Raw genomic sequence first — 19,414 nt, 5'->3', positions numbered from 1 at the left:
TCGTCGATAGCCTTGTCAACGCCTCTCATAACGTCGGACCAGAAGGAGCCGTTGTATGTCTGCAGGATAACTGCAACCTCGCTCACTTCGCCGTCGCCGGAAGGCTCGGTCGACGCATCGCCGGGATCAACAACAGGGCTGTTATCCGGCTCTTCTCCGCCCTTAGAGCAGGAGACGAACAGCATCGCAACCAGAAGGAGAGCGAGTACGATGGAAATAGTCTTTTTCATTTCCCTTTTTCCTCCAAAAAAATTCTTATGCATCTTCTGCATAGAGTGAAGATAGAAATTACCGCAAGGTGATGCCTGCGGCCAACTATCTTTAAATTGAGTATATCAGGCGGAAATGCCGGTGTCTATACGATTTTTCGTGTTTATTTATACGTTTTTGTCATATATTTATGACGGATTCCGAAACACATTTCAATACCATTGATGCGGCAAAGCCGCTTTTTTGCAATCCCTTCCCTCTTTTCCCGCCCGCCGCCCGGGGCGGATTATGACAAAAGTTATGACAAAACTGGCCGGCGGGAATTTGTAAATCTTGCATTTTTATGATACTGCCAAAAGCCCAAAAAGCCCTCCGCGCATTGCGGAGGGCCTTTTTCTCTTCTTTCTAATTTCAATTACGCATCGATCAGCCGGTGGTCTATGAGAATTTTACGGACTTCCTCATCGTTTTCCATGCTGTCCTTATCGACGATAGCACAGCCGCTGTCGATATATTCCGGGACTTCTTCGCCAAGGGCGACTTTGTAGCCCGTCATCGTGCCGGTATAGCCCATGTGGAGGGGGTTCTGCGTAGAAACAGCCGCGACAGCGCCGCTTCTGATATATTCAAGGGAGACGGGCGAGAGGTCGATAGAGACGATCTTGATATCACCAACTCTGCCGGCTTCCTCAACCGCAGTAATGGTCGGGGTCAGCTGCCCCTCCGATGCTGTAATGAAACCGCCGAAGTCTTTGCGAGCCGTCAGCGTATCGCGGACGAACGTCAGCTCAGCGTCCGGAACACTATAAGAATAGAACATCTGATAGCATTCCATATCCGGGTAGTGCTCCTTGATATAGTCGGCTGCGCCCGCGGAGCGCTGAGCGCTGGCAACAACGCTGTCATTCCAGTTGATCATCGCCCAAAGGCCCTTGCCGCCCAGAGCTTTGCCGAGCGCCTCGCCGGCCAGCTCTCCAAGCTTGTAGTTATCCGTAGCAACCAGGCAGACCGGCCACTTCGAATCAGTGGAGTTATTTATGAGAACAACGGGGATATTCTTCTCCTCGCAGATGCTCATCGCACTGCCGACAGACGCCGGATCTCCGGGAGCGATGACAATGGCGCTGACCTTTTTCGCAACGGCGGCTTCTATCATTTCGACCTGAGCCTGCAGGTTACTGCCATCGTCCGGGCCGTTGACGGAGCATTTCACGCCTTTTTCAGCGAGCTCGTCTATTGCCTTCTCAACGCCTCTCTTCACATCCGACCAGAAAGAGCCATTGAGGGTCTGCATAATCACCGCAATCTCTCCGACTTCTTTATCGCCGCCCTGGGCATCGGCCGACTGGGCAGGATCAGCAGCAGGGCTGTTATCCGGCTTATCTTCGCCGCCCTTGGAACAGGAGACGAACAGCATCGCAACCAAAAGTAATGCGAGCACAATAGAAATTGTCTTTTTCATTTTCCCTCCATATTTAGTTCGGCGCCTATTGAATATGGTTACTATACTATAGTTTCCAGGGATAGTAAACTGAATTTTCAGGCAAAAAAGTTACCTTTTCTGAACCAATTCAAAAGGCATTGATGCTCTCTCATGCAGGCGCCGGCCGCCGGGCACCCCATATTTTTACTGCTATACCAAAAGCTCAGCAGGATTCAAAACACAGAAAGGGAGCGAGAGCTGCCCAGGCACCGGGCTTTGCTTGGCTCCCCACTGAGGGACGCGTTTTTTTGGCAGAAAAACGCTGGTTTTTGGTCTTGACCATCCCGGGAGTATAAAAAACCCCGGGCAGCAGAGGGTTGTTCGCTGCCCGGGCAGATGATGGTGATAAAGAGCGGTGTTTTGGCGCTTCCACCGTTCTTTTTTTGCGCAATGGATTATTTGCCCTGCCGGAACTGGCTGGGCGTTTGGCCAAGCTGTTTATGAAAGACCCGGCTGAAATATTTCTGAGAAGAAAAGCCGCATCGCCGGGCAATTTCCTCGATGCTGTGGTCCGAAGCCAGCAGCAGGCGCTTGGCCTCTTCCAGCCGGACCCGGGCGACCAGCTGAACCAGAGAGACGCCCCATCGCTTTTTGGCGATGCGGCAGGCATACGATTCGCTGACGTGCGCCGCCCGGACAATATCCCCGACCGTGATGCTCTTCCGGAAATTTGCCCGGATATACTGCTCAATGCGCTCCTCCGCAGACAGTTTCTTCGTGCCCATTTTTGTCAGGTTGAGCAGCAGGGCTTTGACATAGTACTCCAGCAAAGCCTCGTTTTTATCCGGGCTGTAATATTCCTGGTTGATATTGGAAAACAGCCAGAGCAGTTTTCCCTGGCGGTCTGAAACACGCAGGGTTTGGGGCAGGACAAAATCCGTTTTCAGCTTGAAGCCGTAGTACTCTTGTTCGAGATCCCAGTTGATTTTCTCCCAGTGATATACCCCGGCAGGATAGGCGATAACATCATAGGCTGAAATGCCGATATCCTGCTTGGAAATCCGAACATTGGCCGGCTCTTTGATGAGCAGATACAGCAGTTCAATTTCCTCATGCTTATGCCACTTGGCGATCCCTTTGGCATTTCTCTTATGGTGCGCCGTACTCGCCACGCGAAAGCTGGCGCGCTCAATTTCCGCCGCCAGAGGCTGTTCCATCGTTTCTTTTTTCTTTTGCGCACTGCTTATTTTTTCTGGTATCATATCAATAAGTATATCATTTTTTCACTCTGGCACAACGCCTTTCTTTGGGCACAGAGGAAGAATAGCAGCGGAAATTCGGGCGCGATGCGCCGCCCTTGACTGCACAGCAGATTATTTCCCTTTCCGGAACTGACCGGGCGTTTTGCCAAACTGCCTATAGAAGACCTGGCCGAAGTATTTTTGAGAAGAAAAACCGCATTGCCGGGCAATTTCCTCAATGCTCTGATCCGAAGCCAGCAGCAGGAATTCGGCTTCTTCCAGCCGAATTTGGGTAGCCAGCTGCATCGGAGAGACGCCCCAGCGCTTTTTGACGATGCGGCAGGCATACGATTCGCTGACGTGCGCCGCCCGGGCGATTTCCCCGGCCGTGATGCGCTCCCGGAAGTTTGCCCGGATATACTGCTCGATGCGCTCGGCCGCGGGCAGTTTCTCCATGCCCATTTTGGTCAGATTGAGCAGCAGGGCTTTGACATAGTGCTGGAGCAGTGCGCCGTTTTTATCCGGGCTGTGGTATTCCCGGTTGATGCTGGAAAACAGCCAGAGCAGAGTTCCCTGGCGATCCGAGATGCGAAGAGGCTCGGGCAGGATAAAATCCGTCTCCAGCATGAGGCAGTAGAACTCCTGGCTGCGGCTCCAGTCGATATTCTCCTGGTGATACACCCCGGCGGGATAGGCCAGAACATCACAGGCGGAAATGCCGATGCTCTGCTCGGACGCCTTGACGGAGGCCGGCCCTTTGATGAGCAGATACAGCAGTTCGATGCCCGTATGCTTATGCCGCGCCGTGATCCAGACGTCGCTCTCCTCTTTATGATGCGCCGCATCCGTCAGGCGAAAACAAGCCCGCTCAATCTCCGCCGCCAAATTTTGCTCCATACTCTCTCTTTCTTTTGCGCGCTGTTCTGTTTTTTCTGGTATTATAATAAAGATACCAGTTTTTTTGCTCTGGCACAATATTTTTCTTTTGATACGAGGGGGAAGCGGCGATGAAAATTTGGGCGCACCGGGGGGCCAGCGCGGCCGCGCCGGAAAACACCATGGAGGCTTTTTCTCTGGCTGCCCAGATGGGCGCAGACGGCATCGAGCTGGATATTCAGCTTTCGGCAGACGGCGAAGTTGTCGTCCTACACGACGAGACGGTGGACCGCACTTCTTCGGGCAGCGGCCGGGTTTGCGATTTGACGCTGGCGCAGCTGAGGGAGCTGGATTTTTCCTGCGGCATGGCGGCCTACACGGGCGCGCGCATTCCCACGCTCCGGGAGGTTTACGCGGCGTTTGCCAAAAGCGGGATGTTCTTCAATGTGGAAATCAAATGCGAGCAGGGGGATTACCGCACGCTCTGCGAGAAAGCGCTAGCGCTGGAAAAAGAGGCGGGCATGGCCGGGCGCGTTCTCTACTCCTCCTTCAACTGGGACGCGATGCGGGAGGTGCGGGCGCTCTGCCCACAGGCCGAGACTGCCCTGCTCTACGAGCGCGCCTTATGGAGCCCGCAGAACTATGCTCTACAGCTGGGGGCCGGGGCTGTGCACCCCTCGGGGTATACCCTGCTGGTTCCGGGGGTAGTGCGCCGCTGCCATAAGAAGGGAGTGCGCGTGCACGCCTGGACCATCGACTCCCCCTTCGCCCTCCGGCAGATGGCGCGGATGGGCGTGGACGCCGTCATCACCAACCGGCCGGCGTTTGCCCGGGAAATTTTGCAGAAATAGAAACATGCCGCCTTCGCGGGCAGGGCGCTCTTCCCTTTGCCGTATTCTCATGCGCCTGCGGCGCGGCTTTGCCTTTGCCCGGCAGATATGGTATAATAAACGCACGGCTTAAGCGGAAGGGCTATGCCCTTCCGAAGCCTGGGCATTTATTGACGGCTGCCGTCAGCGCACACTGCGCGCTGACGACATGGTATAATAAACGCACGGCTTAAGCGGAAGGGCTATGCCCTTCCGAAGCCTGGGCATTTATTGACGGCTACCGCCAGCGCACGCTGCGCGCTGACGACATGGTATAATGAACGCACGGCAAGGCGCAAAGGTCAAGGGCGATGGGCAACCATGGGGGCAAGCCCCCATACCCCTTTACTTATTTTTTAAAATGGAATTGCCGGGAAAGCCAGTTCGCATGGCGGCATGATATAATAAAAAAGATATTTTTAGATAGGAGCATGTTTTCTTTACTATGATTCGAGAACTGAGGCAGGAAGACCGGGAAATCTTCCTGGCAATGTGCCAAAAATTTTACCAGAGTTCCGCCGTTCTGCACGGCATCCCTGCGGCCAACATGGAGGAGACCTTCCGGCGGGTTGTGGCCGGCTCGCCCTATGCGCAGGGCTATCTGCTCACCCACCAGGGCGAGACTGCGGGCTATCTGCTCACCAGCACGACTTATTCCAACGAGGTCGGCGGGCTGGTGATTTGGCTGGAGGAGCTCTATCTGGAGGAGAAGTTCCGGGGGCTGGGCCTGGGCGGCGCGGCCATGGAGTATATTCGGCAGAACTGCCCGGCAGACGTGCGGCGCCTGCGCCTGGAGGTTACCCCCTGCAATCAGGGCGCCATCCGGCTCTACGAGCGCAAAGGCTACCAGAAGCTGGACTACATTCAGATGGTTCAGGATTTTTAAAGGAAAAAGGCAGGGCAGAAGCCCTGTCTTTTTTTGCGGGGATTGGGGGAAGGGGAAGGTCAATGGCCGCTCTGAAACATGGGGGCAAGCCCCCATACCCCCTTACTTAGGATGATAAATAGGGCAGCGCGGGGATAGATTTCTTCGTGGGGCGGGCAGAGTATGAGCGAGCATGTGCCCTCTGAATGGCTGGTTTGCGGCTTCGCGTGCGGGGCCGACAGATTATACTACACTGTCAATCGGGTACAGCGGCGTATGCGGAATTGACAGGTTTTTCCGTCCCACCATTCGGGTATTTTCTCCATAGGAGCATAGGTATGGAAACGCACAACACGGGAGAGCATTTACCGGCGAACAAGCCGATTTGCAGCGGCGTGTGCGGAATTGACGGGTTTTGCCGTCCCACCATTCGGGTATTTTTCTCCACAGAAGCATAAGTATGGAAACGCACAACACGGGAGAGCATTTACCGGCGAACAAGCCGATTTGCAACAACGTGTGCAGAATTGACGGGTCTCGCCGCCCCACCATTCGGGTATAAAAATAGCAGCTTATCAGAAGGCAAATGCTTTTTTGATGATTCCCCATATGGGGTATGGGGGCCTACCCCCATGTTTACCCATGCCCTTGGCCTTTAGATGAGCGACAAACTGCGCAGGAGAAAAATCCAGGCGGTTACCGTCGCGGCGGAAAAGAGCGTCGTGTAGACGATGATGCTGGAGGAGAGGTCTCCGTCGTTGCCCAGGTTCACGGCCATGATATACGAGGCTGTGGCAGTCGGCGAGGCAAACATGATGAGCAGGGCCACCAGGCGCTCCCCCGTAAACCCCAGCCAGACGGCCACCGGCAAAAACACCGCCGCCTGCGCAACGAGCTTGAGAAACGTCGCCCAGAGCGCAGGCCCAAGACAGCGCTTTGCGCCGTCCAGCCGGAAGCTGGCGCCGATGGCCAGAAGCGCCAGGGGCGTCGCCACGCTGCTCACGCTTTGCAGGGAAGACGTGAGCATCCGGGGAAGGCGCAGATTCCAGACGGCAAAGGGCAGACCCAGCAAAATGCCCCAGATAATCGGATTTTTGAGCACGCCCAGCAGCGCCTGCTTTGCCACGCCGCCCTGAGCGGCGCCCTCCGGCCGCCTGCCCTCTATCGTCAGGATGATGACGGCCATGATATTATACAGCGGCGCGGCGGCCAGAATCATAATAGAGGCGTAAGAAGCGCTGCCGTAAATATTCTGCATGAGCGCCACGCCCAGCAGCGCGGCGCTGCCCCGGTACGAGCCCTGGACAAAGCTGCCCACCATGCTCTTATCCTTCAAAAACAGGCGCGCGCCGCCCCAGATGAGCAAAATGCAGGCCAGAGAAGAGAGAAAGCCAAAGGCCAGGAAGCGGAAATCCAGCAGGGAGGCCGCATCCATCCCGGAAATTTCCAGAAACAGCATGACGGGCAGCGTGATGGAATACGTCAGCCGGTTGGCCACGGTAACGAAGTTGTCGTTGAGCATTTTGGCGCGCCCCAGCAGATAGCCCAGCACGATGACCAAAAAGACCGGGATAGTCGCATTCAGGCTATAAATAAAATTCTCCAGCATGATAAGCAGCCTTTCTTTCTCTTTTTTCCATTATACTACGCCGCCGGCTTTTTGCGCAAAAAAACTGCGGCGGGCTTTTCGCGCGCCGCAATGCATCTCCTACTGCCTGGCCTGCCGCGCGGCCAGAACTTCCTGCACAAAGCAAAGAGCCGTCTGCCCGGCGGCGCCTGCGCCTGCCTCGCGGTAGACGATGGGCATCCCCAGCTTGGCCGCCATGCGGTTGAGCCCGGCGCCGTTGGCCAGCACCAGTTCCTGCGCGGCGGCTACGGCGTTATCCAGCTCCTTCATGGTCGCCCGCAGCACCTCGGGCTCCAGCCGCTCCTGCCCATAGGCATACAGCGCCAGCTCCCGGTTATAGACGGCGTGGGCATATTCCATAAACGCCCGGGCGCAGGAAAGCAGAAAGGCCGTCGCCTCCTCGTCGCCCTCATACGAGCGCAGCAGCGCCCGAAATTTCTCCAAATCCAGCACAAACATCATCTCCTTTATCTTTGATTATTCGCCATGTACCGGCGTTTTCCTTGTTTTTCCACGCCCTTCATGCTAAAATGAGAAAAACTGCTTCTCTGGAGGTTTTCCCATGGGTAAAAAAGTGTTTCTCAACGAATTTTCCGCGCTGGAAGTGCAAGAGCTGCTCAAAAAGAAGGAGGAGGTCGTGGCCATCGTGCCATTTGGCTCCTGCGAGAGCCACGGCTGGCACTGCCCGCTGGGACCGGACTTCTTCGTGCCCACGGAGGCCGCAAGAAGGGCTGCCGAGCGGCTGGACAACGTGGTCGTCGCGCCCTGCCTGCCTTACGGCACCTCCATCCACTATAACCAGTTTCCCCTTTCGCTGACCCTGCGGTTTGAGACCGTGCAGGCTGTGGCCGAGGACGTGCTCGAAAGTCTCATTGCCAATGGCATTACGCATCTCTACCTGCTCAACGGCCACGACGGCAACATTCCGGCGCTGGAGATTGCGGCGCGCAACGTCAAAAACCGCCACAAGGAGGCGCGCATCCTCTTCCTGCCGGCATGGTGGGAGAAAGTCGGCCCGATTATGGGCGATCGCTTCGAGGTCTGGGGCGGGCTTGGGCATGGCGGCGAGGGCGAGACTTCTATCATGATGGCCGTGCGGCCAGATTTGGTCGACCTCTCCCGGGCCGAGGCACAGGTGCCCCAGGGCGTCATCGATATGGACAAGGCGACCATCATCTGGGATATTGGCGAGATTACCCGCACCGGCGCCACCGGCGACCCGACCCGCGCCAGCATGGAAAAGGGCCGGCAGATGCTGGAAATTTTGACCGGGCTGATTGCCGACGCCATCACGGACATGCGGGCGCAGGGCTGGGATTACAGGACCAAATAGTGCAAAAAACCGAAGGCTCTGCCCTCGGTTTTTTGTTGGGGCGGAAAAAGCAAGGGCAAAAGGGCAAGGGAAGAGGGCGAAGGTCAAGGGCATTAGTGAACATGGGGGCAAGCCCCCATACCCCATGATGGGAAAAGCAGAAGCTGGAGGCGGCGAGGAGAGCGCAGGCAAAGGCTTCAGGGGGTATAGGGGCAGAAGGGCAAGGGCATCGGTGGACATGGGGGCAAGCCCCCATACCCCATGACGGAAAAGTGGGAGTTGGAGGCGGCGAAGAGAGCGCAGGCAAAGGCTCCAGGGGGTATAGGAGCAGAAGAGCAGGGGCATCAGTGAACATGGGGGCAAGCCCCCATACCCCATGACGGAAAAACGGAAGCTGGAGGCGGCGAAGAGAGCGCAGGCAAAGGCTTCAGGGGGTATAGGGGCAGAAGGGCAAGGGCATCGCTAAACATGGGGGCAAGCCCCATACCCCTTACATTATAATAGGGGTGGAGTTGCGCAAAAAAGCACAGCGGGCAGGGAGCATGCGCCCTCTGAAAAAATAGCTTCCGGCGCCGCATGCGGAAGGGGCAGGTTCCTGGGTTCCATCATTCGGGGACTGCACCGCACACAGGGCTGAAGGGCGTTTCTATCCTGCTAATCGGATGCGGCAGGAATCTCTTATCCCCAATCAGCTTTATAGTCGCCAAGTCCTGGGGTATGGGGCGCAAGCCCCATGGCTGCCCACCGTCCTTGACCTTGGGCGCGTCTGGAGCTAGGCCAGGGTGGAAGAACAAAAAATATACTAAAGAAGGAAAAGCGCAGGCGCTTTTGAGAGGAGGGACGCGGCATGTTGGAGATTGTTTTTAGCGAGAGCGCGGCAGGAAGCCTTGCGGCGGCAATGGGCAAAAAGAGCGGCAAAGGCCGCCGGGAGGCGCTTGCCGCAAAAAACGGCGGGTATGAATTAAACGGCCCGGGGCAGCCGGCTTTGGCCGGGAGCCAGGAAGATATTTGCAGTTTTCCGCTTTATCTGGGCTTTGGCGCCATAGACGAGGCGGGCATCGGCCCACTGCGGGAGCGGGCTGTCTCCGCGCTAACGGGCGCTTACCCGGCCGAAGGGACCCATGCCGCGCAGGCGTTTTTGCAGGCGGCCCGCTCATCCCTGGAAAAACTGCTGAGCCGGGCAAGGCAGGGCGAGCCCCTGCGCATCTGGGCCAGCGGCCAGCCGGACGACGCCTGCGGGCTTTGCTGGCTGATGGAACAGCTGATGGACGCAGGGCTGGAGAAGCTGGATGCCGCGCTGGTCTTGCTGCCCAGTTTCTGCGAAAAACCCGGCGGCACGGCGGTTTTGCACAGCGGCTGGGGCGAGCTCTCTGCGCAGGAATGGAGCCGGATGGCAGGGCTGGGCCAAAAGATTCCGGCGGCTCTCTGCCAGGCCATGGCGGCCTGCTGGCAGCAGCTTCGGGCGCAAAACGCGCCGCTGCGCGCCGTAGTAAGCGGGCGGCTGGTCGGCGTGCACTATGGGTTCTACGATTTCCTGATTCTGCGCGAGCTGGAGACAGAGCCGGAGGAGTTCCTGGAGGCGCGGCTGATTGGCAAACTGCTGGGCAAATACTCTCTGGGCCTGAGCGACGCCTTCTTCGCCCTGCGTTTAGAGCAGTTTGTTCGGGACGGCGCCTTGCAGGAGGTCTCCTCCCCCGCCCCGGGAGAGCCGGCCTATCACCGCATACTGCGCAAGGCAGGCCCGCAGCAAGAGACAGAGCGATAGCCCGGGCAGAAAAGGCGGACAAAGAGGGCGCTCCCGCAGAGGCAGGCGCGCAAAACGCCCTTCGCCTAAGGCGGGGCAAACAAAAAAGAAGAGAGCGAATTGCTCTCTTCTTTTTTTAATCAAGATGAAGCGCATAACAGGAGGCCTCGAACAAGCTCCCATCATACCTCGGATACTGCCCATAAGATTCAAACCGAAACCCGCATTTTTTCAGCACGTTTCCGGAGGCCGTATTGGCAGTTGCATGGCGGGCGAAAAAATCGCGCGCGCCAAGGCTTTCGTATGCCCACGAAACCAGCGCTTTTGCGGCTTCGGTCGCGTATCCCATGCCCCAGTAAGCCCGGTTCAGATTGTAGCCCAGTTCATAGGAGGCGCGCTTCGCGTCGCAGATGACCGAGCCTGAGCCGATGACTTTTCCCGAATTTTTGAGGCAAAAGCAGAACTCGTTTTTATCCCCCAGAGAGCGGATCCACTCCTCGGCATCGGCGGGGCTCTTATGCAGAGGATAAGGCATATATCTGTTGACAAGCGGGTCTCCCGCCCATTCAAATACGGCGCTGGCATCGTCCACGGTCAGCGGCCTTAAAATCAATCGCTCTGTCTCTATTCTCTTCATATTTTTACTGCTCCAGCAGTTTTTGCAGCCGCGCTACGCCCTGCTCACTGGCCTGGGGGGTATCCCGCAGGGGGAAAGGAATGCCCATCTGCTCGTATTTGGGCAGGCAGAGCTTGCGGAAGGGCAAGAGCTCGGTTTTCTGCACGTTTTTAAACCCGCGCACGAACTCCCCCAGGGCGCGGATATGCTCCGGGGCGTCCGTCAGCCCGGGGACGACCACATGCCGCACCCAAGTGGGCACGCCCATCTCCTCCGCCAGCCGCAGAAACGCCTGCACCTGCGCAAAACTACCGCCGGTATGTTTTTTGTACTCCGCTTCCGAGAGGAACTTCACATCTGCCAGCACCAGGCTGGTCTGCGCGAGCACGGAGCGGGCAGCCGAAAGCGCGCCCATGCAGGAGGTATCCAGCGCGGTATGCACGCCCTGCTCCCGCAGAAGCCGGAAAAATTCCGCGCCAAAGCCCGCCTGCATGAGCGGCTCGCCCCCTGAGAGCGTTACGCCGCCGCCCCTCTTCCAATAGGGCGCATACCGCAGTGCCTTCTGCGCGGCCTGCTCCGGCGTATAGGGCTGGCCTTGGCCGAATGCCCAGGTATCCGGATTGTGGCAATAGGCGCACCGCAGCGGGCAGCCCTGCAAAAACACCACAAACCGCAGGCCTGGCCCATCCACCGCCCCCAGAGACTCAAAGGAATGCACATAGCCGATATTCTGCTCTTCTTTGCGCATGGCGCCGCTCCTTTCGCTGGGGGATTAAGGGCAAGGGATTAAGGTCTAAGGTCAAGGGCTTAGGGGTGTTTTTGAAAAAACACCCCTAACACCCCAAAAACTTCTATGATAAGAAAATAGGGGGGCGAGTGGACATGCCCAAAGGCGCGCCTGTGCGCCGTCCGGCAGGGGAAGGGCGCCGTCTGAAAAAGCATCCGTTCTCCGGCTGGCCGGCGGGCAACGCGCGTTATCGCCGCATTCCCATCGCCGGGGCTTCTTAGCGGGCTTGCCCTCATGGCTAGAGCGGCCTTGGCTTTGCCGCACCGAATGGATGATTCACGCGGAGGGACAGGCCTTGCCGTTCTGCCGGGGCGGCGCACCGCAGGCGGGAGATAATGGCATTTCAGCCTTTCTTCAGCGCACCTTTCGCGCAAAGGAGAAGAGCGCCATGCCAAAAAGCTCTGCCATCTCCTCAAAACACCGGCCACCTTGGTTGCAAAAAGTATTCTCTCCTCCCCTATAGTAAGGGGGTATGGGAGCTTGCCCCCATGTTAACCAATGGCCCTTGACCTTGAACTTGCCCTAAACCGCCTGATGGAACGTGCGGCTGATGACCTCTCTCTGCTGTTCCCGGGAGAGGCGGACGAAATTGACGGCATAGCCCGAGACGCGGATGGTCAGCGTGGGATAGAGCTCGGGGTGGTCGTAGGCATCCATCAGGGTCTCGCGGTTTAAGACGTTGACGTTGATATGGTGCGCGCCCTGGGCGAAATAGCCGTCCAGCATGGCCACCAGGTTTGCCGTCTGCTCGCCCTCGGTTTTCCCGAGCGCCGCCGGGACGATGGAGAACGTGTTGGAAATGCCGTCCTGGCAGATGCCGTAGCGCAGCTTGGCCACCGAATTGAGCGCGGCCAGGGCGCCGTTTTTCTCCCGGCCGGCCATGGGGTTGGCGCCGGGGGCGAAGGGCTCGCCGCCTTTTCTGCCATCCGGAGTCGAGCCGGTCTTTTTGCCGTACATGACGTTGCTCGTAATCGTCAGAATCGAGAGCGTGTGCTCTGCGCCGCGGTAGCACGGGTTTTTCTTCAGTTCCTCAAAGAACTTCTCCACCTGCTCGCAGGCGATGGCATCCACCCGGTCGTCGTCGTTGCCGAAAGCGGGATAGCTTCCCGTGGTCTCAAAATCCGTGATGAGGCCGGTCTGCGCATCCCGGATGCAGCGCACCCGGGCATATTTGATGGCCGAAAGCGAATCGGCCAGCACGCTCATGCCCGCGATGCCAAAGGCCATGAAACGGTGCACCTGGCTGTCGTGCAATGCCATCTGGCTCTTTTCATAGGCGTATTTATCGTGCATATAGTGGATGATATTCATGGCGCTGACGTACGTCTTGGCAAGCCAGGGGCGGTAGAAATCCATCAGCTCCAGCACTTTGTCGTATTCCAAATATTCGCCGTCGTAGGGCGCGTGCACCGGGCCCACCTGCTCGTTTTTCTTCTCGTCTTTGCCGCCGTTCAGGCTCATGAGCAGCAGCTTGGCCAGGTTTGCCCGGGCGCCGAAGAACTGCATCTGCTTGCCCACCTGCATGGCCGAGACGCAGCAGGCGATGGCGTAGTCGTCCCCATAGACCGGGCGCATGACATCGTCGCTCTCATACTGGATGGCATCCGTATCGCAGGAGACCTTGGCGGCGAACTTCTTCCAGTTTTCGGGCAGGGCCTCGCTCCAGAGCACGGTCAGGTTGGGCTCGGGCGCCGGGCCCAGGTTATAGAGCGTATGCAGCATGCGGAAGCAGTTTTTGGTGACCAGCGGGCGGCCATCCTCCCCCATGCCGCCCACGGACTCGGTGATCCACATGGGGTCGCCGCCGAACAGCGTGTTGTAGCTGGGGGTGCGCAGGTGCCGCGCCAGGCGCAGCTTGATCACGAAATCGTCCATGATCTCCTGGGCCTGCTCCTCGCAGAGCGTGCCCTCGGCGAAATCCCGCTCGAAGTAGATATCCAGGAAGGTGGAGACGCGCCCCAGGCTCATGGCCGCGCCGTTCTGCTCCTTGATGGCCGCCAGATAGCCGAAATACAGCCACTGCACGGCCTGTTTTGCATTCTGGGCGGGCAGGGAGATATCCACCCCGTAATCCGCCGCCATTTTCTTCATATCCGCCAGCGCCGCGATCTGATCCGAGATCTCCTCGATTTCCCGGATGGTATCGCCCAGCAGGGCGCCCTGGCTCAGCGCCAGCTTATCCTGCTTTTTCTGCTCCACCAGCGCATCGATGCCATACAGCGCCACGCGCCGGTAATCCCCGATGATGCGGCCGCGGCCATAGGCATCGGGCAGGCCGGTGATGAGCCCGCAATGCCGCGCCTGCTTGATTTCCGGCGTATAGGCGGCGAAAACGCCGTCGTTATGCGTCTTATGGTGCTCAAACGCTTTCTCGATTTCCTCCGAAACCTGATAGCCATAGGCCTGGCAGGCCTCCCGCACCATGCGCATCCCACCAAAGGGGTTGCAGGCGCGCTTTAGGGGCGCATCCGTCTGAAGGCCGAGGATGATATCCCGCTGCTCGTCCACATATCCCGGGCCAAAGGCCGTGGGCGTGATGACGGTTTTGGTATCCACATCGTAGACGCCGCCCCGGGCGATCTCCTCCTTCAAAAGGTTCTGCACTTTTTCCAGCACCTGGCGCGTGCGCGCCGTAGGCCCGGCCAGAAAGCTGGCATCGCCCAGATAGGGCTGATAGTTTTTCGCAATAAAATCCCGGACGTCGATCTTGCTCTGCCAATCTCCCCCGGTAAATCCTCTCCAAGCGTTTTCCTGCATTGCTCTTCTCCTTTCCCTTCTGCCCGGCCAATGCCGGCAGGCTGTTTGCAAATATCAAAAAGGGCAGCACCCAGATAGATGCTGCCCAGACGGTCGGCTTAAAAATCCCCTCCGCTCCCTGGTGGTATTCCACCCGAAACCGTCAGTTACGGAGGTTCCTGCTGTTCTGCGCTTTTGCCAAAAGCACAGGTTTTTTACAAAACTACCATATCATGCGGCGGCGCAAATGTCAAGCACATGCTCTAGCACAGTAGCGCGGTAATGCGCCGCATCATGCAGGCAAATTGTCCCGGAAAATGCCTCCCAGGCGGGGCACATTCGGGCGCGCGGCAACGGCGCCTGCCGGAATTTTCCTGCGGCAAAATCTGGCAGATAGCTTTTCAGGGCAGGCAGAGGTGCGGGGCTTGGGGGGCAGCAGATTCGGGGCAAACCGGGCAGGAGCGCGGCTTTTGCCAGCCATGAGCAGGCAGGCCAAAACTGAGATTTCCCCCGGGCAGGCGGAACCTCTGCGCCTGGCCTAGTTTTCCTTCAACAAAATTTGCCGGATGAACAGCTCTTATTTATAGACCTCGCCGCACTCAAAATACATGCAGGCCAGCTCGGGATGCGCCTCCCCTATCAGCGCGCAGACGTGCTCCATGCCTGCCCGCTCGCTGCCCGCGTGCCCGCAGATGAGGATGGCCTTGGCAAAGCCCATCTGGGCGGCATCTCTGGCGTATTCGCCGCACATCCATTCGCAGACCTCTCCGCCGATGAGCAGCTCGGTCTCGCCCGTCAGCGCCTGCATCATCATCTGCTCCCCCGGGCAGCCGATGAGCAGGGCGATTTTGGAGACGGGCGTATCCGCCGCGCCCACCATGCGGATATGCGCGATGCCCCACTTCTCCTCTAGCTGGGCCATAATCTGCCGGGGCGTCTGCTTCTGGGCCAGCGTGAAGGCAAAGCGGCCGTCGTACTCCCCCTGCCAGCCCAGCCTACCCAGCTCGCCCTCGATGATGCCATCCGGCAGGCGGCCGTGCAGGTGGTCGTGAAAGCGCCAGAGCGTCATGCCGCTCTGCTCGATGAGCCGCTGTTTGGCCAGGATGACCGGGTCGTTTTCCCGGCCGGTCAGGTTGTCGTGGTGCTCGTAGTAGGTGGGCTCGTGGGTGATGAGCAGATCCGCCCCCCAGGCCGCGGCGTTTTGGATGACCTCCGGCGTCGCGATAAAGCAGGCCGCCACCTTCTTCACTTCCCTGCCCGGGTCTCCCGCTTTGCAGGTATCCACAGTATTTGCAATCTCTTGCTCAGACCAGCCCAAAAGCTCGGCCATCAACTCGTCTGCTCTCATGATGTTCCCTTCCTCCCGCCTAGAATTTTCAATATAGAAAATTTCTGCGTTTTATGCAAAAATCCTTGTTCCGGGGCGAAAAGCAAAGTATACTGGGAAAAGAAAGCAAAAAGGAGAGAGCACATGAATCTTGCAGAACTGAGCATTCATCAGCTGCTGAGCCTGGGCCAGGTTTCGGACTGCCCATGCGGCAAGCAGCACGAGACGCAGTTAAAATATCTGGAGCTTGGGGCAGGGGTTTTGAGTAAACTACCCGAGGTTTTGCAAAAGGCGGGCTATCGGCGCCCCTTTGCCATTTGCGACGCCAACACCTATGCCGCGGCAGGAGAGCGCGCGCTGGCGCTGCTGGACGGCGCCGGGATTTCCTACGGCTATATGCAGCTGCGGGAAAACAAGCCCGAGCCGGACGAGGCCGCGCTAGGGCAGCTCTGCATGAAGTTCGACGCATCCTGCGACTGCATTTTGGCCATCGGGGGCGGCGTCATCAACGACCTGGGCAAGATGCTAGCCGCGGCCACGGGCAAGCGCAGCATCATGGTCGCCACGGCGCCCAGCATGGACGGCTTTGCCTCGGGCTCGGGCTCGATGGTGGTGGGGGGCGTGAAAGTGAGCCTATCCTGCCCCTGCCCGATTGGCGTGATTGCGGATACGGAGGTTATGGCGGCCGCGCCCATGCGCATGCTGCAGGCCGGGCTGGGTGACGCGCTGGCCAAATACATCTCCATCTGCGAATGGCGCATTGCACACCTGGTTACCGGGGAATACTACTGCCCCGAGATTGCCCAGATGGTGCGCACTTCGCTCAAAAACACCGTGGCCCAGGCGGATAAGCTGATGGAGCGGGACCAGCAGGCCGTGCAGAACGTGGCCGAGGCGCTGATTTTATCCGGCATTGCCATGGGGCTGGCGGGGGTCTCCCGGCCGGCATCCGGCATCGAGCACTATTTCTCGCACATGTGGGAAATGCGGGCATTTGAGAAGGGCGAGCAGAGCGATTTGCACGGCATTCAGGTGGGCGTGGGCACGCTGCTGGCCGCGCGCCTTTACGAATGGATTGCAGATCTGACGCCCAGCCGGGAGCAAGCCGAGGCGCATATGCGCGCGTTTTCCCAGGAGCAATGGGAGGCGGAAATGCCGCAGTATTTTGGCTCTGCCGCGCCCGAGATTATCGCCGTCGAGCATCGCCTGAAAAAGAACGACCCTGCCCGGCACGCGGAGCGCCTGGGCCGCATTCTGGCGCACTGGCCGGAGATTTTGCAGATCATCCGGGAGGAAGTCCCTCCGTATCAGCAGATTTTTGACCTGATGAAAAAGGCCGGGATGCCCATGATGCCCGCAGACCTGGGCTTTACCCCCGCCCAGACCCGGGAGGCGTTTCTCGGCACCCGGGAGATCCGGGATAAGTATGTCGCCAGCAGCCTGCTCTGGGATTTGGGCCTGCAAAAGGAGTTTGCAGACCGGCTGGCGCAGAGTCTGTAGGAAATGTAGTATTTTTTCGGAGGGCAAAGGGCTATCAGTAAACATGGGGGCAAGGCCCCATACCCCCATAGTGGCGAAGAAAAAGAGCAGCAGGGAGAAGGGCGATTGGGCTTCTATCATTTTGAGCTGGATAAGGTCAAGGGCGGTTGGGTAATCATGGGGGCAAGCCCCCATACCCCCTTTATGGAGAATGAAAAGCAGTTTGCGGACTGACGCTTACAGAAAATGTAATATTTTTGTTCCAGCCGTCGGAAGTTTATTGCTTTTTCGCCCCGGCCGCAGTAGGATATAGAGAGAAAAAAGGAAAAGGAGTTTTTTACTTTATGAATCCATCGACATCTGGCGCTCCGGGCAAGAATTATCTGCTGGTTACGGGCATTCTGCTCGTGATTTTCAGCGTTTATAGTCTATTTGGCATCATCCCGGCGCTCATCCTATCGCTGGCCTCGCTTTCTCTTGGGATGGTGGGCGTGATTCTATTGCTGGCCACGCTGGTGGCTTCGGCTTCTGTGATCATCAATTTTATCGCCGGAATTTTGGGGATTACCAACCGCGAAAAGCCGGAAAAGGCCAAGGCCTGCATGGGGCTGGGCGTTACGATGCTGGTGATTGCAGGGCTGAACCTCATCGCTTCCATGAGCACGGGAGAATTTAACTTTTTCTCTGCGCTTTGCGGCCTGGTTCTGCCCATCCTCTACACGGTTGGCGCATCCAAGAACAAGGCAGCTGCCCAGCAATCCGGCAATTTCTAGGAAAATCAAAAAAAGCGCCCCTTGGGCGCTTTTTTTGTGGGTATTTGCGGGGGAGCCCAAGGGCGAAAGGCTGATGGACAAGGCCAAGGGCTATGGGTGATCATGGGGGAAAAGGGCTTCTACCTTTTGGGCAGCTAAGGTCAAGGGCTATGGATAGCCATGGGGGCAAAGCCCCCATACCCCCTTTATGGGGAAGGAAAATAGAGCAGGAAGAGAGTTTGTGCGCGGGCAGAGAATGGGGAGAGCATTTGCTCTCTGGCAGGCTGACCGGCAACGGCACGTGCAGAACTGTCAGCTTCCGCCGCCTCATCATTCGAGTATAGCTTGCTAATTTCATAATGCGATGTTATGCTATTGATATAGAATAATATAATATAGGAGGCTATCTATGGATACACATTCAAATGCACCTGGCCGAATCCTGCTCATCGCTTCGGGTATTGCCCACGCCATTCTAGGCTTTTTCTTCATTTTCTATACGTTATCGCCTCGCATGAGGCTATCCCCATTTTTTTCGCCAACCCTTTTCATCATATATGGAGCCCAGTTTATAATCGGCATTTTAGGTATCCTCTTTTCACGGGCGCTATCTGTTCCCAAATGCTTATCACTGATTATTTTAAGCGGCTTGCAACTGCTCTTCTATGTTTATATCCTTTTTTCAGGCTTGAACTTTATCCTTGTGATTGAGCTGTGCGCAACCATTTGTCTTTTTATCGGCGCTTTGCGCAATCTCTTGGCCAGCAGGGAATAACTGCCAAAAAATGATGGTGCCGCGGGGCAAGAAGGCCAAGGGCTATGGGTGATCATGGGGGCAAGGCCCCCATACCCCCTTTACTGGGATTCATAAAAGGGCAGAGCGGGAGGGGGGTTCGCTAGGCAGGGAATAATGGAAGAGCATTTACCCTCTGGCAGGCTGACCGGCAGCGGCGCACAGAACAGGCAGACGGCACATTCCCAGCATTCGGGTATAGCGCCGTGTGCAGAGCTGGCAGGCTTTGCCGCCCCTTTCATTCGGGTGTAGAAAAGCGGCGCGAGTGGGCACAGGCGGGCACAGCACGGGAGAGCATTTGCCTTCTGACAAACGGACTTCCAGCGGTGCGTGCAGAACAGGCAGGTTTCGCCCCTCTATCAATCGGGTATAAAAAAGGAGCAGAAACTGCTCCTTTTTTGCTGTGATGATTTGCGGGTTAGTTGAAGGGGAACCGGCGGGGCGGCAGGCCTGCGGCCTCTCTGGCGGCGCGGTCTTCCATCTCCTGGCGCTCCTCCTCGGCATATTTCCAGTTTTCCCGGGCGCCAAAATAGAACTGCACAGGGCAAAGCACCATCATGGCAAGCAGTATCGTGAGCAGCGACGAGCGAAACGCCATGTCTACCCCAAATACATGAATGATTGCATACAGAATACCTCCCGTGAAAAGCACGCCCGCGAGTATCATCACAACACCCAGCGTCTGACAGCTTTTGCATTTCTCCGGCCGTTTTGCCCGGGTGAGCCCAAAAATGCTGGCAACTACCATAAAAACGGG

Annotated in this window: 19 protein-coding genes and 1 riboswitch; of the genes, 8 read left to right on the top strand and 11 right to left on the bottom strand. The window is 57.5% G+C overall.

Going from position 1 to position 19,414, the window contains the following annotated elements; genetic code table 11:
• From AALG83_09195 to AALG83_09180, 4 genes are all read right to left on the bottom strand, one after another.
• Nucleotides 1–230: hypothetical protein (locus AALG83_09195; GenBank protein ID MEY8383326.1), on the bottom strand; the 230-nt coding region annotated here is incomplete at its 3' end.
• A 395-nt stretch (nucleotides 231–625) separates the two neighbouring features.
• On the bottom strand, nucleotides 626–1,672 hold the full coding sequence (locus AALG83_09190; GenBank protein ID MEY8383325.1) for a substrate-binding domain-containing protein: 1,047 nt from the start codon (nucleotides 1,670–1,672) through the stop codon (nucleotides 626–628).
• Between the two features lie 416 nt (nucleotides 1,673–2,088).
• On the bottom strand, nucleotides 2,089–2,850 hold the full coding sequence (locus AALG83_09185) for a helix-turn-helix transcriptional regulator (GenBank protein MEY8383324.1): 762 nt from the start codon (nucleotides 2,848–2,850) through the stop codon (nucleotides 2,089–2,091).
• 156 nt (nucleotides 2,851–3,006) lie between these two features.
• A complete protein-coding gene (locus tag AALG83_09180; GenBank protein ID MEY8383323.1) occupies nucleotides 3,007–3,771 on the bottom strand; it encodes an AraC family transcriptional regulator in 765 nt (254 codons plus the stop codon).
• Nucleotides 3,772–3,881: 110 nt separating this feature from the next.
• Between AALG83_09180 and AALG83_09175 the strand changes: the two genes are divergently transcribed.
• Nucleotides 3,882–4,601 (top strand): glycerophosphodiester phosphodiesterase, encoded by a 720-nt coding sequence (locus tag AALG83_09175; protein MEY8383322.1) that lies wholly within the window; start codon nucleotides 3,882–3,884, stop codon nucleotides 4,599–4,601.
• A 463-nt stretch (nucleotides 4,602–5,064) separates the two neighbouring features.
• Entirely contained in the window at nucleotides 5,065–5,505 is a 441-nt protein-coding gene (locus AALG83_09170) for a GNAT family N-acetyltransferase (GenBank protein MEY8383321.1), read from the top strand.
• A 634-nt stretch (nucleotides 5,506–6,139) separates the two neighbouring features.
• Here the strand turns inward: AALG83_09170 and AALG83_09165 are convergent.
• Nucleotides 6,140–7,093, bottom strand: a complete 954-nt coding sequence (locus AALG83_09165; protein MEY8383320.1) for an AEC family transporter — start codon at nucleotides 7,091–7,093, stop codon at nucleotides 6,140–6,142.
• Nucleotides 7,094–7,192: 99 nt separating this feature from the next.
• Nucleotides 7,193–7,573 carry a hypothetical protein gene (locus tag AALG83_09160; GenBank protein ID MEY8383319.1) on the bottom strand — a complete coding sequence of 127 codons (381 nt, stop codon included), beginning with the start codon at nucleotides 7,571–7,573 and terminating at the stop codon, nucleotides 7,193–7,195.
• Nucleotides 7,574–7,673: 100 nt separating this feature from the next.
• Between AALG83_09160 and AALG83_09155 the strand changes: the two genes are divergently transcribed.
• Both AALG83_09155 and AALG83_09150 read left to right on the top strand, forming a co-directional pair.
• A complete protein-coding gene (locus AALG83_09155) occupies nucleotides 7,674–8,444 on the top strand; it encodes a creatininase family protein (GenBank protein MEY8383318.1) in 771 nt (256 codons plus the stop codon).
• A gap of 826 nt (nucleotides 8,445–9,270) precedes the next feature.
• A complete protein-coding gene (locus AALG83_09150; protein ID MEY8383317.1) occupies nucleotides 9,271–10,188 on the top strand; it encodes a DUF3658 domain-containing protein in 918 nt (305 codons plus the stop codon).
• Nucleotides 10,189–10,303: 115 nt separating this feature from the next.
• On the opposite strand, the gene AALG83_09145 is transcribed toward AALG83_09150, so the two are convergent.
• Together AALG83_09145 and pflA are read right to left on the bottom strand one after the other, a co-directional pair.
• Nucleotides 10,304–10,804, bottom strand: a complete 501-nt coding sequence (locus AALG83_09145; GenBank protein MEY8383316.1) for a GNAT family N-acetyltransferase — start codon at nucleotides 10,802–10,804, stop codon at nucleotides 10,304–10,306.
• Nucleotides 10,805–10,808: 4 nt separating this feature from the next.
• A complete protein-coding gene (gene pflA, locus AALG83_09140; protein MEY8383315.1) occupies nucleotides 10,809–11,531 on the bottom strand; it encodes a pyruvate formate-lyase-activating protein in 723 nt (240 codons plus the stop codon).
• Between the two features lie 128 nt (nucleotides 11,532–11,659).
• Between pflA and AALG83_09135 the strand changes: the two genes are divergently transcribed.
• A complete protein-coding gene (locus tag AALG83_09135; protein ID MEY8383314.1) occupies nucleotides 11,660–11,791 on the top strand; it encodes a hypothetical protein in 132 nt (43 codons plus the stop codon).
• Nucleotides 11,792–12,092: 301 nt separating this feature from the next.
• On the opposite strand, the gene pflB is transcribed toward AALG83_09135, so the two are convergent.
• Both pflB and AALG83_09125 read right to left on the bottom strand, forming a co-directional pair.
• Nucleotides 12,093–14,327 carry a formate C-acetyltransferase gene (gene pflB / locus AALG83_09130; GenBank protein ID MEY8383313.1) on the bottom strand — a complete coding sequence of 745 codons (2,235 nt, stop codon included), beginning with the start codon at nucleotides 14,325–14,327 and terminating at the stop codon, nucleotides 12,093–12,095.
• A gap of 76 nt (nucleotides 14,328–14,403) precedes the next feature.
• Nucleotides 14,404–14,487: riboswitch (ZMP/ZTP riboswitch) on the bottom strand.
• 396 nt (nucleotides 14,488–14,883) lie between these two features.
• Nucleotides 14,884–15,654, bottom strand: coding sequence for a Nif3-like dinuclear metal center hexameric protein (locus tag AALG83_09125; GenBank protein ID MEY8383312.1), 771 nt, complete (start codon nucleotides 15,652–15,654; stop codon nucleotides 14,884–14,886).
• A 123-nt stretch (nucleotides 15,655–15,777) separates the two neighbouring features.
• On the opposite strand from AALG83_09125, the gene AALG83_09120 reads away from it, so the two are divergent.
• The 3 genes from AALG83_09120 (at nucleotide 15,778) to AALG83_09110 (ending at nucleotide 18,639) form a co-directional block, all read left to right on the top strand.
• Complete coding sequence (locus AALG83_09120) at nucleotides 15,778–17,133, top strand: sn-glycerol-1-phosphate dehydrogenase (GenBank protein MEY8383311.1); 1,356 nt, start codon at nucleotides 15,778–15,780, stop codon at nucleotides 17,131–17,133.
• A gap of 323 nt (nucleotides 17,134–17,456) precedes the next feature.
• Entirely contained in the window at nucleotides 17,457–17,885 is a 429-nt protein-coding gene (locus AALG83_09115; GenBank protein MEY8383310.1) for a hypothetical protein, read from the top strand.
• 388 nt (nucleotides 17,886–18,273) lie between these two features.
• The gene (locus tag AALG83_09110; GenBank protein MEY8383309.1) at nucleotides 18,274–18,639 is read left to right on the top strand and encodes a hypothetical protein; all 366 of its coding nucleotides are present in this window, start codon (nucleotides 18,274–18,276) and stop codon (nucleotides 18,637–18,639) included.
• Nucleotides 18,640–19,075: 436 nt separating this feature from the next.
• Here AALG83_09110 and AALG83_09105 read toward each other — a convergent pair whose 3' ends face one another.
• Nucleotides 19,076–19,405: a hypothetical protein gene (locus AALG83_09105; protein MEY8383308.1), complete on the bottom strand. Its 330-nt coding sequence runs from the start codon at nucleotides 19,403–19,405 to the stop codon at nucleotides 19,076–19,078.
• Between the last annotated feature and the right edge of the window lie 9 nt (nucleotides 19,406–19,414).

It is taken from the genome of Christensenellaceae bacterium 44-20 (genome assembly GCA_041223705.1).
Lineage (GTDB): Bacteria > Bacillota > Clostridia > Christensenellales > Christensenellaceae > QANA01.
The sequence above is the reverse complement of the archived record's forward strand: the minus strand, read 5'-3'. Positions and strand labels throughout refer to the sequence as shown.

Coding starts and splice junctions, on each gene's coding strand:
- AALG83_09155 (MEY8383318.1), top strand. CDS start 7,674: ATGGGTAAAAAAGTGTTTCTCAACGAATTTTCCGCGCTGGAAGTGCAA.
- AALG83_09125 (MEY8383312.1), bottom strand. CDS start 15,654: ATGAGAGCAGACGAGTTGATGGCCGAGCTTTTGGGCTGGTCTGAGCAA.
- AALG83_09150 (MEY8383317.1), top strand. CDS start 9,271: ATGTTGGAGATTGTTTTTAGCGAGAGCGCGGCAGGAAGCCTTGCGGCG.
- AALG83_09145 (MEY8383316.1), bottom strand. CDS start 10,804: ATGAAGAGAATAGAGACAGAGCGATTGATTTTAAGGCCGCTGACCGTG.
- AALG83_09175 (MEY8383322.1), top strand. CDS start 3,882: ATGAAAATTTGGGCGCACCGGGGGGCCAGCGCGGCCGCGCCGGAAAAC.
- AALG83_09110 (MEY8383309.1), top strand. CDS start 18,274: ATGGATACACATTCAAATGCACCTGGCCGAATCCTGCTCATCGCTTCG.
- AALG83_09190 (MEY8383325.1), bottom strand. CDS start 1,672: ATGAAAAAGACAATTTCTATTGTGCTCGCATTACTTTTGGTTGCGATG.
- AALG83_09120 (MEY8383311.1), top strand. CDS start 15,778: ATGAATCTTGCAGAACTGAGCATTCATCAGCTGCTGAGCCTGGGCCAG.
- pflB (MEY8383313.1), bottom strand. CDS start 14,327: ATGCAGGAAAACGCTTGGAGAGGATTTACCGGGGGAGATTGGCAGAGC.
- AALG83_09185 (MEY8383324.1), bottom strand. CDS start 2,850: ATGGAACAGCCTCTGGCGGCGGAAATTGAGCGCGCCAGCTTTCGCGTG.
- AALG83_09170 (MEY8383321.1), top strand. CDS start 5,065: ATGATTCGAGAACTGAGGCAGGAAGACCGGGAAATCTTCCTGGCAATG.
- AALG83_09105 (MEY8383308.1), bottom strand. CDS start 19,405: ATGGTAGTTGCCAGCATTTTTGGGCTCACCCGGGCAAAACGGCCGGAG.
- pflA (MEY8383315.1), bottom strand. CDS start 11,531: ATGCGCAAAGAAGAGCAGAATATCGGCTATGTGCATTCCTTTGAGTCT.
- AALG83_09165 (MEY8383320.1), bottom strand. CDS start 7,093: ATGCTGGAGAATTTTATTTATAGCCTGAATGCGACTATCCCGGTCTTT.
- AALG83_09115 (MEY8383310.1), top strand. CDS start 17,457: ATGAATCCATCGACATCTGGCGCTCCGGGCAAGAATTATCTGCTGGTT.
- AALG83_09180 (MEY8383323.1), bottom strand. CDS start 3,771: ATGGAGCAAAATTTGGCGGCGGAGATTGAGCGGGCTTGTTTTCGCCTG.
- AALG83_09160 (MEY8383319.1), bottom strand. CDS start 7,573: ATGATGTTTGTGCTGGATTTGGAGAAATTTCGGGCGCTGCTGCGCTCG.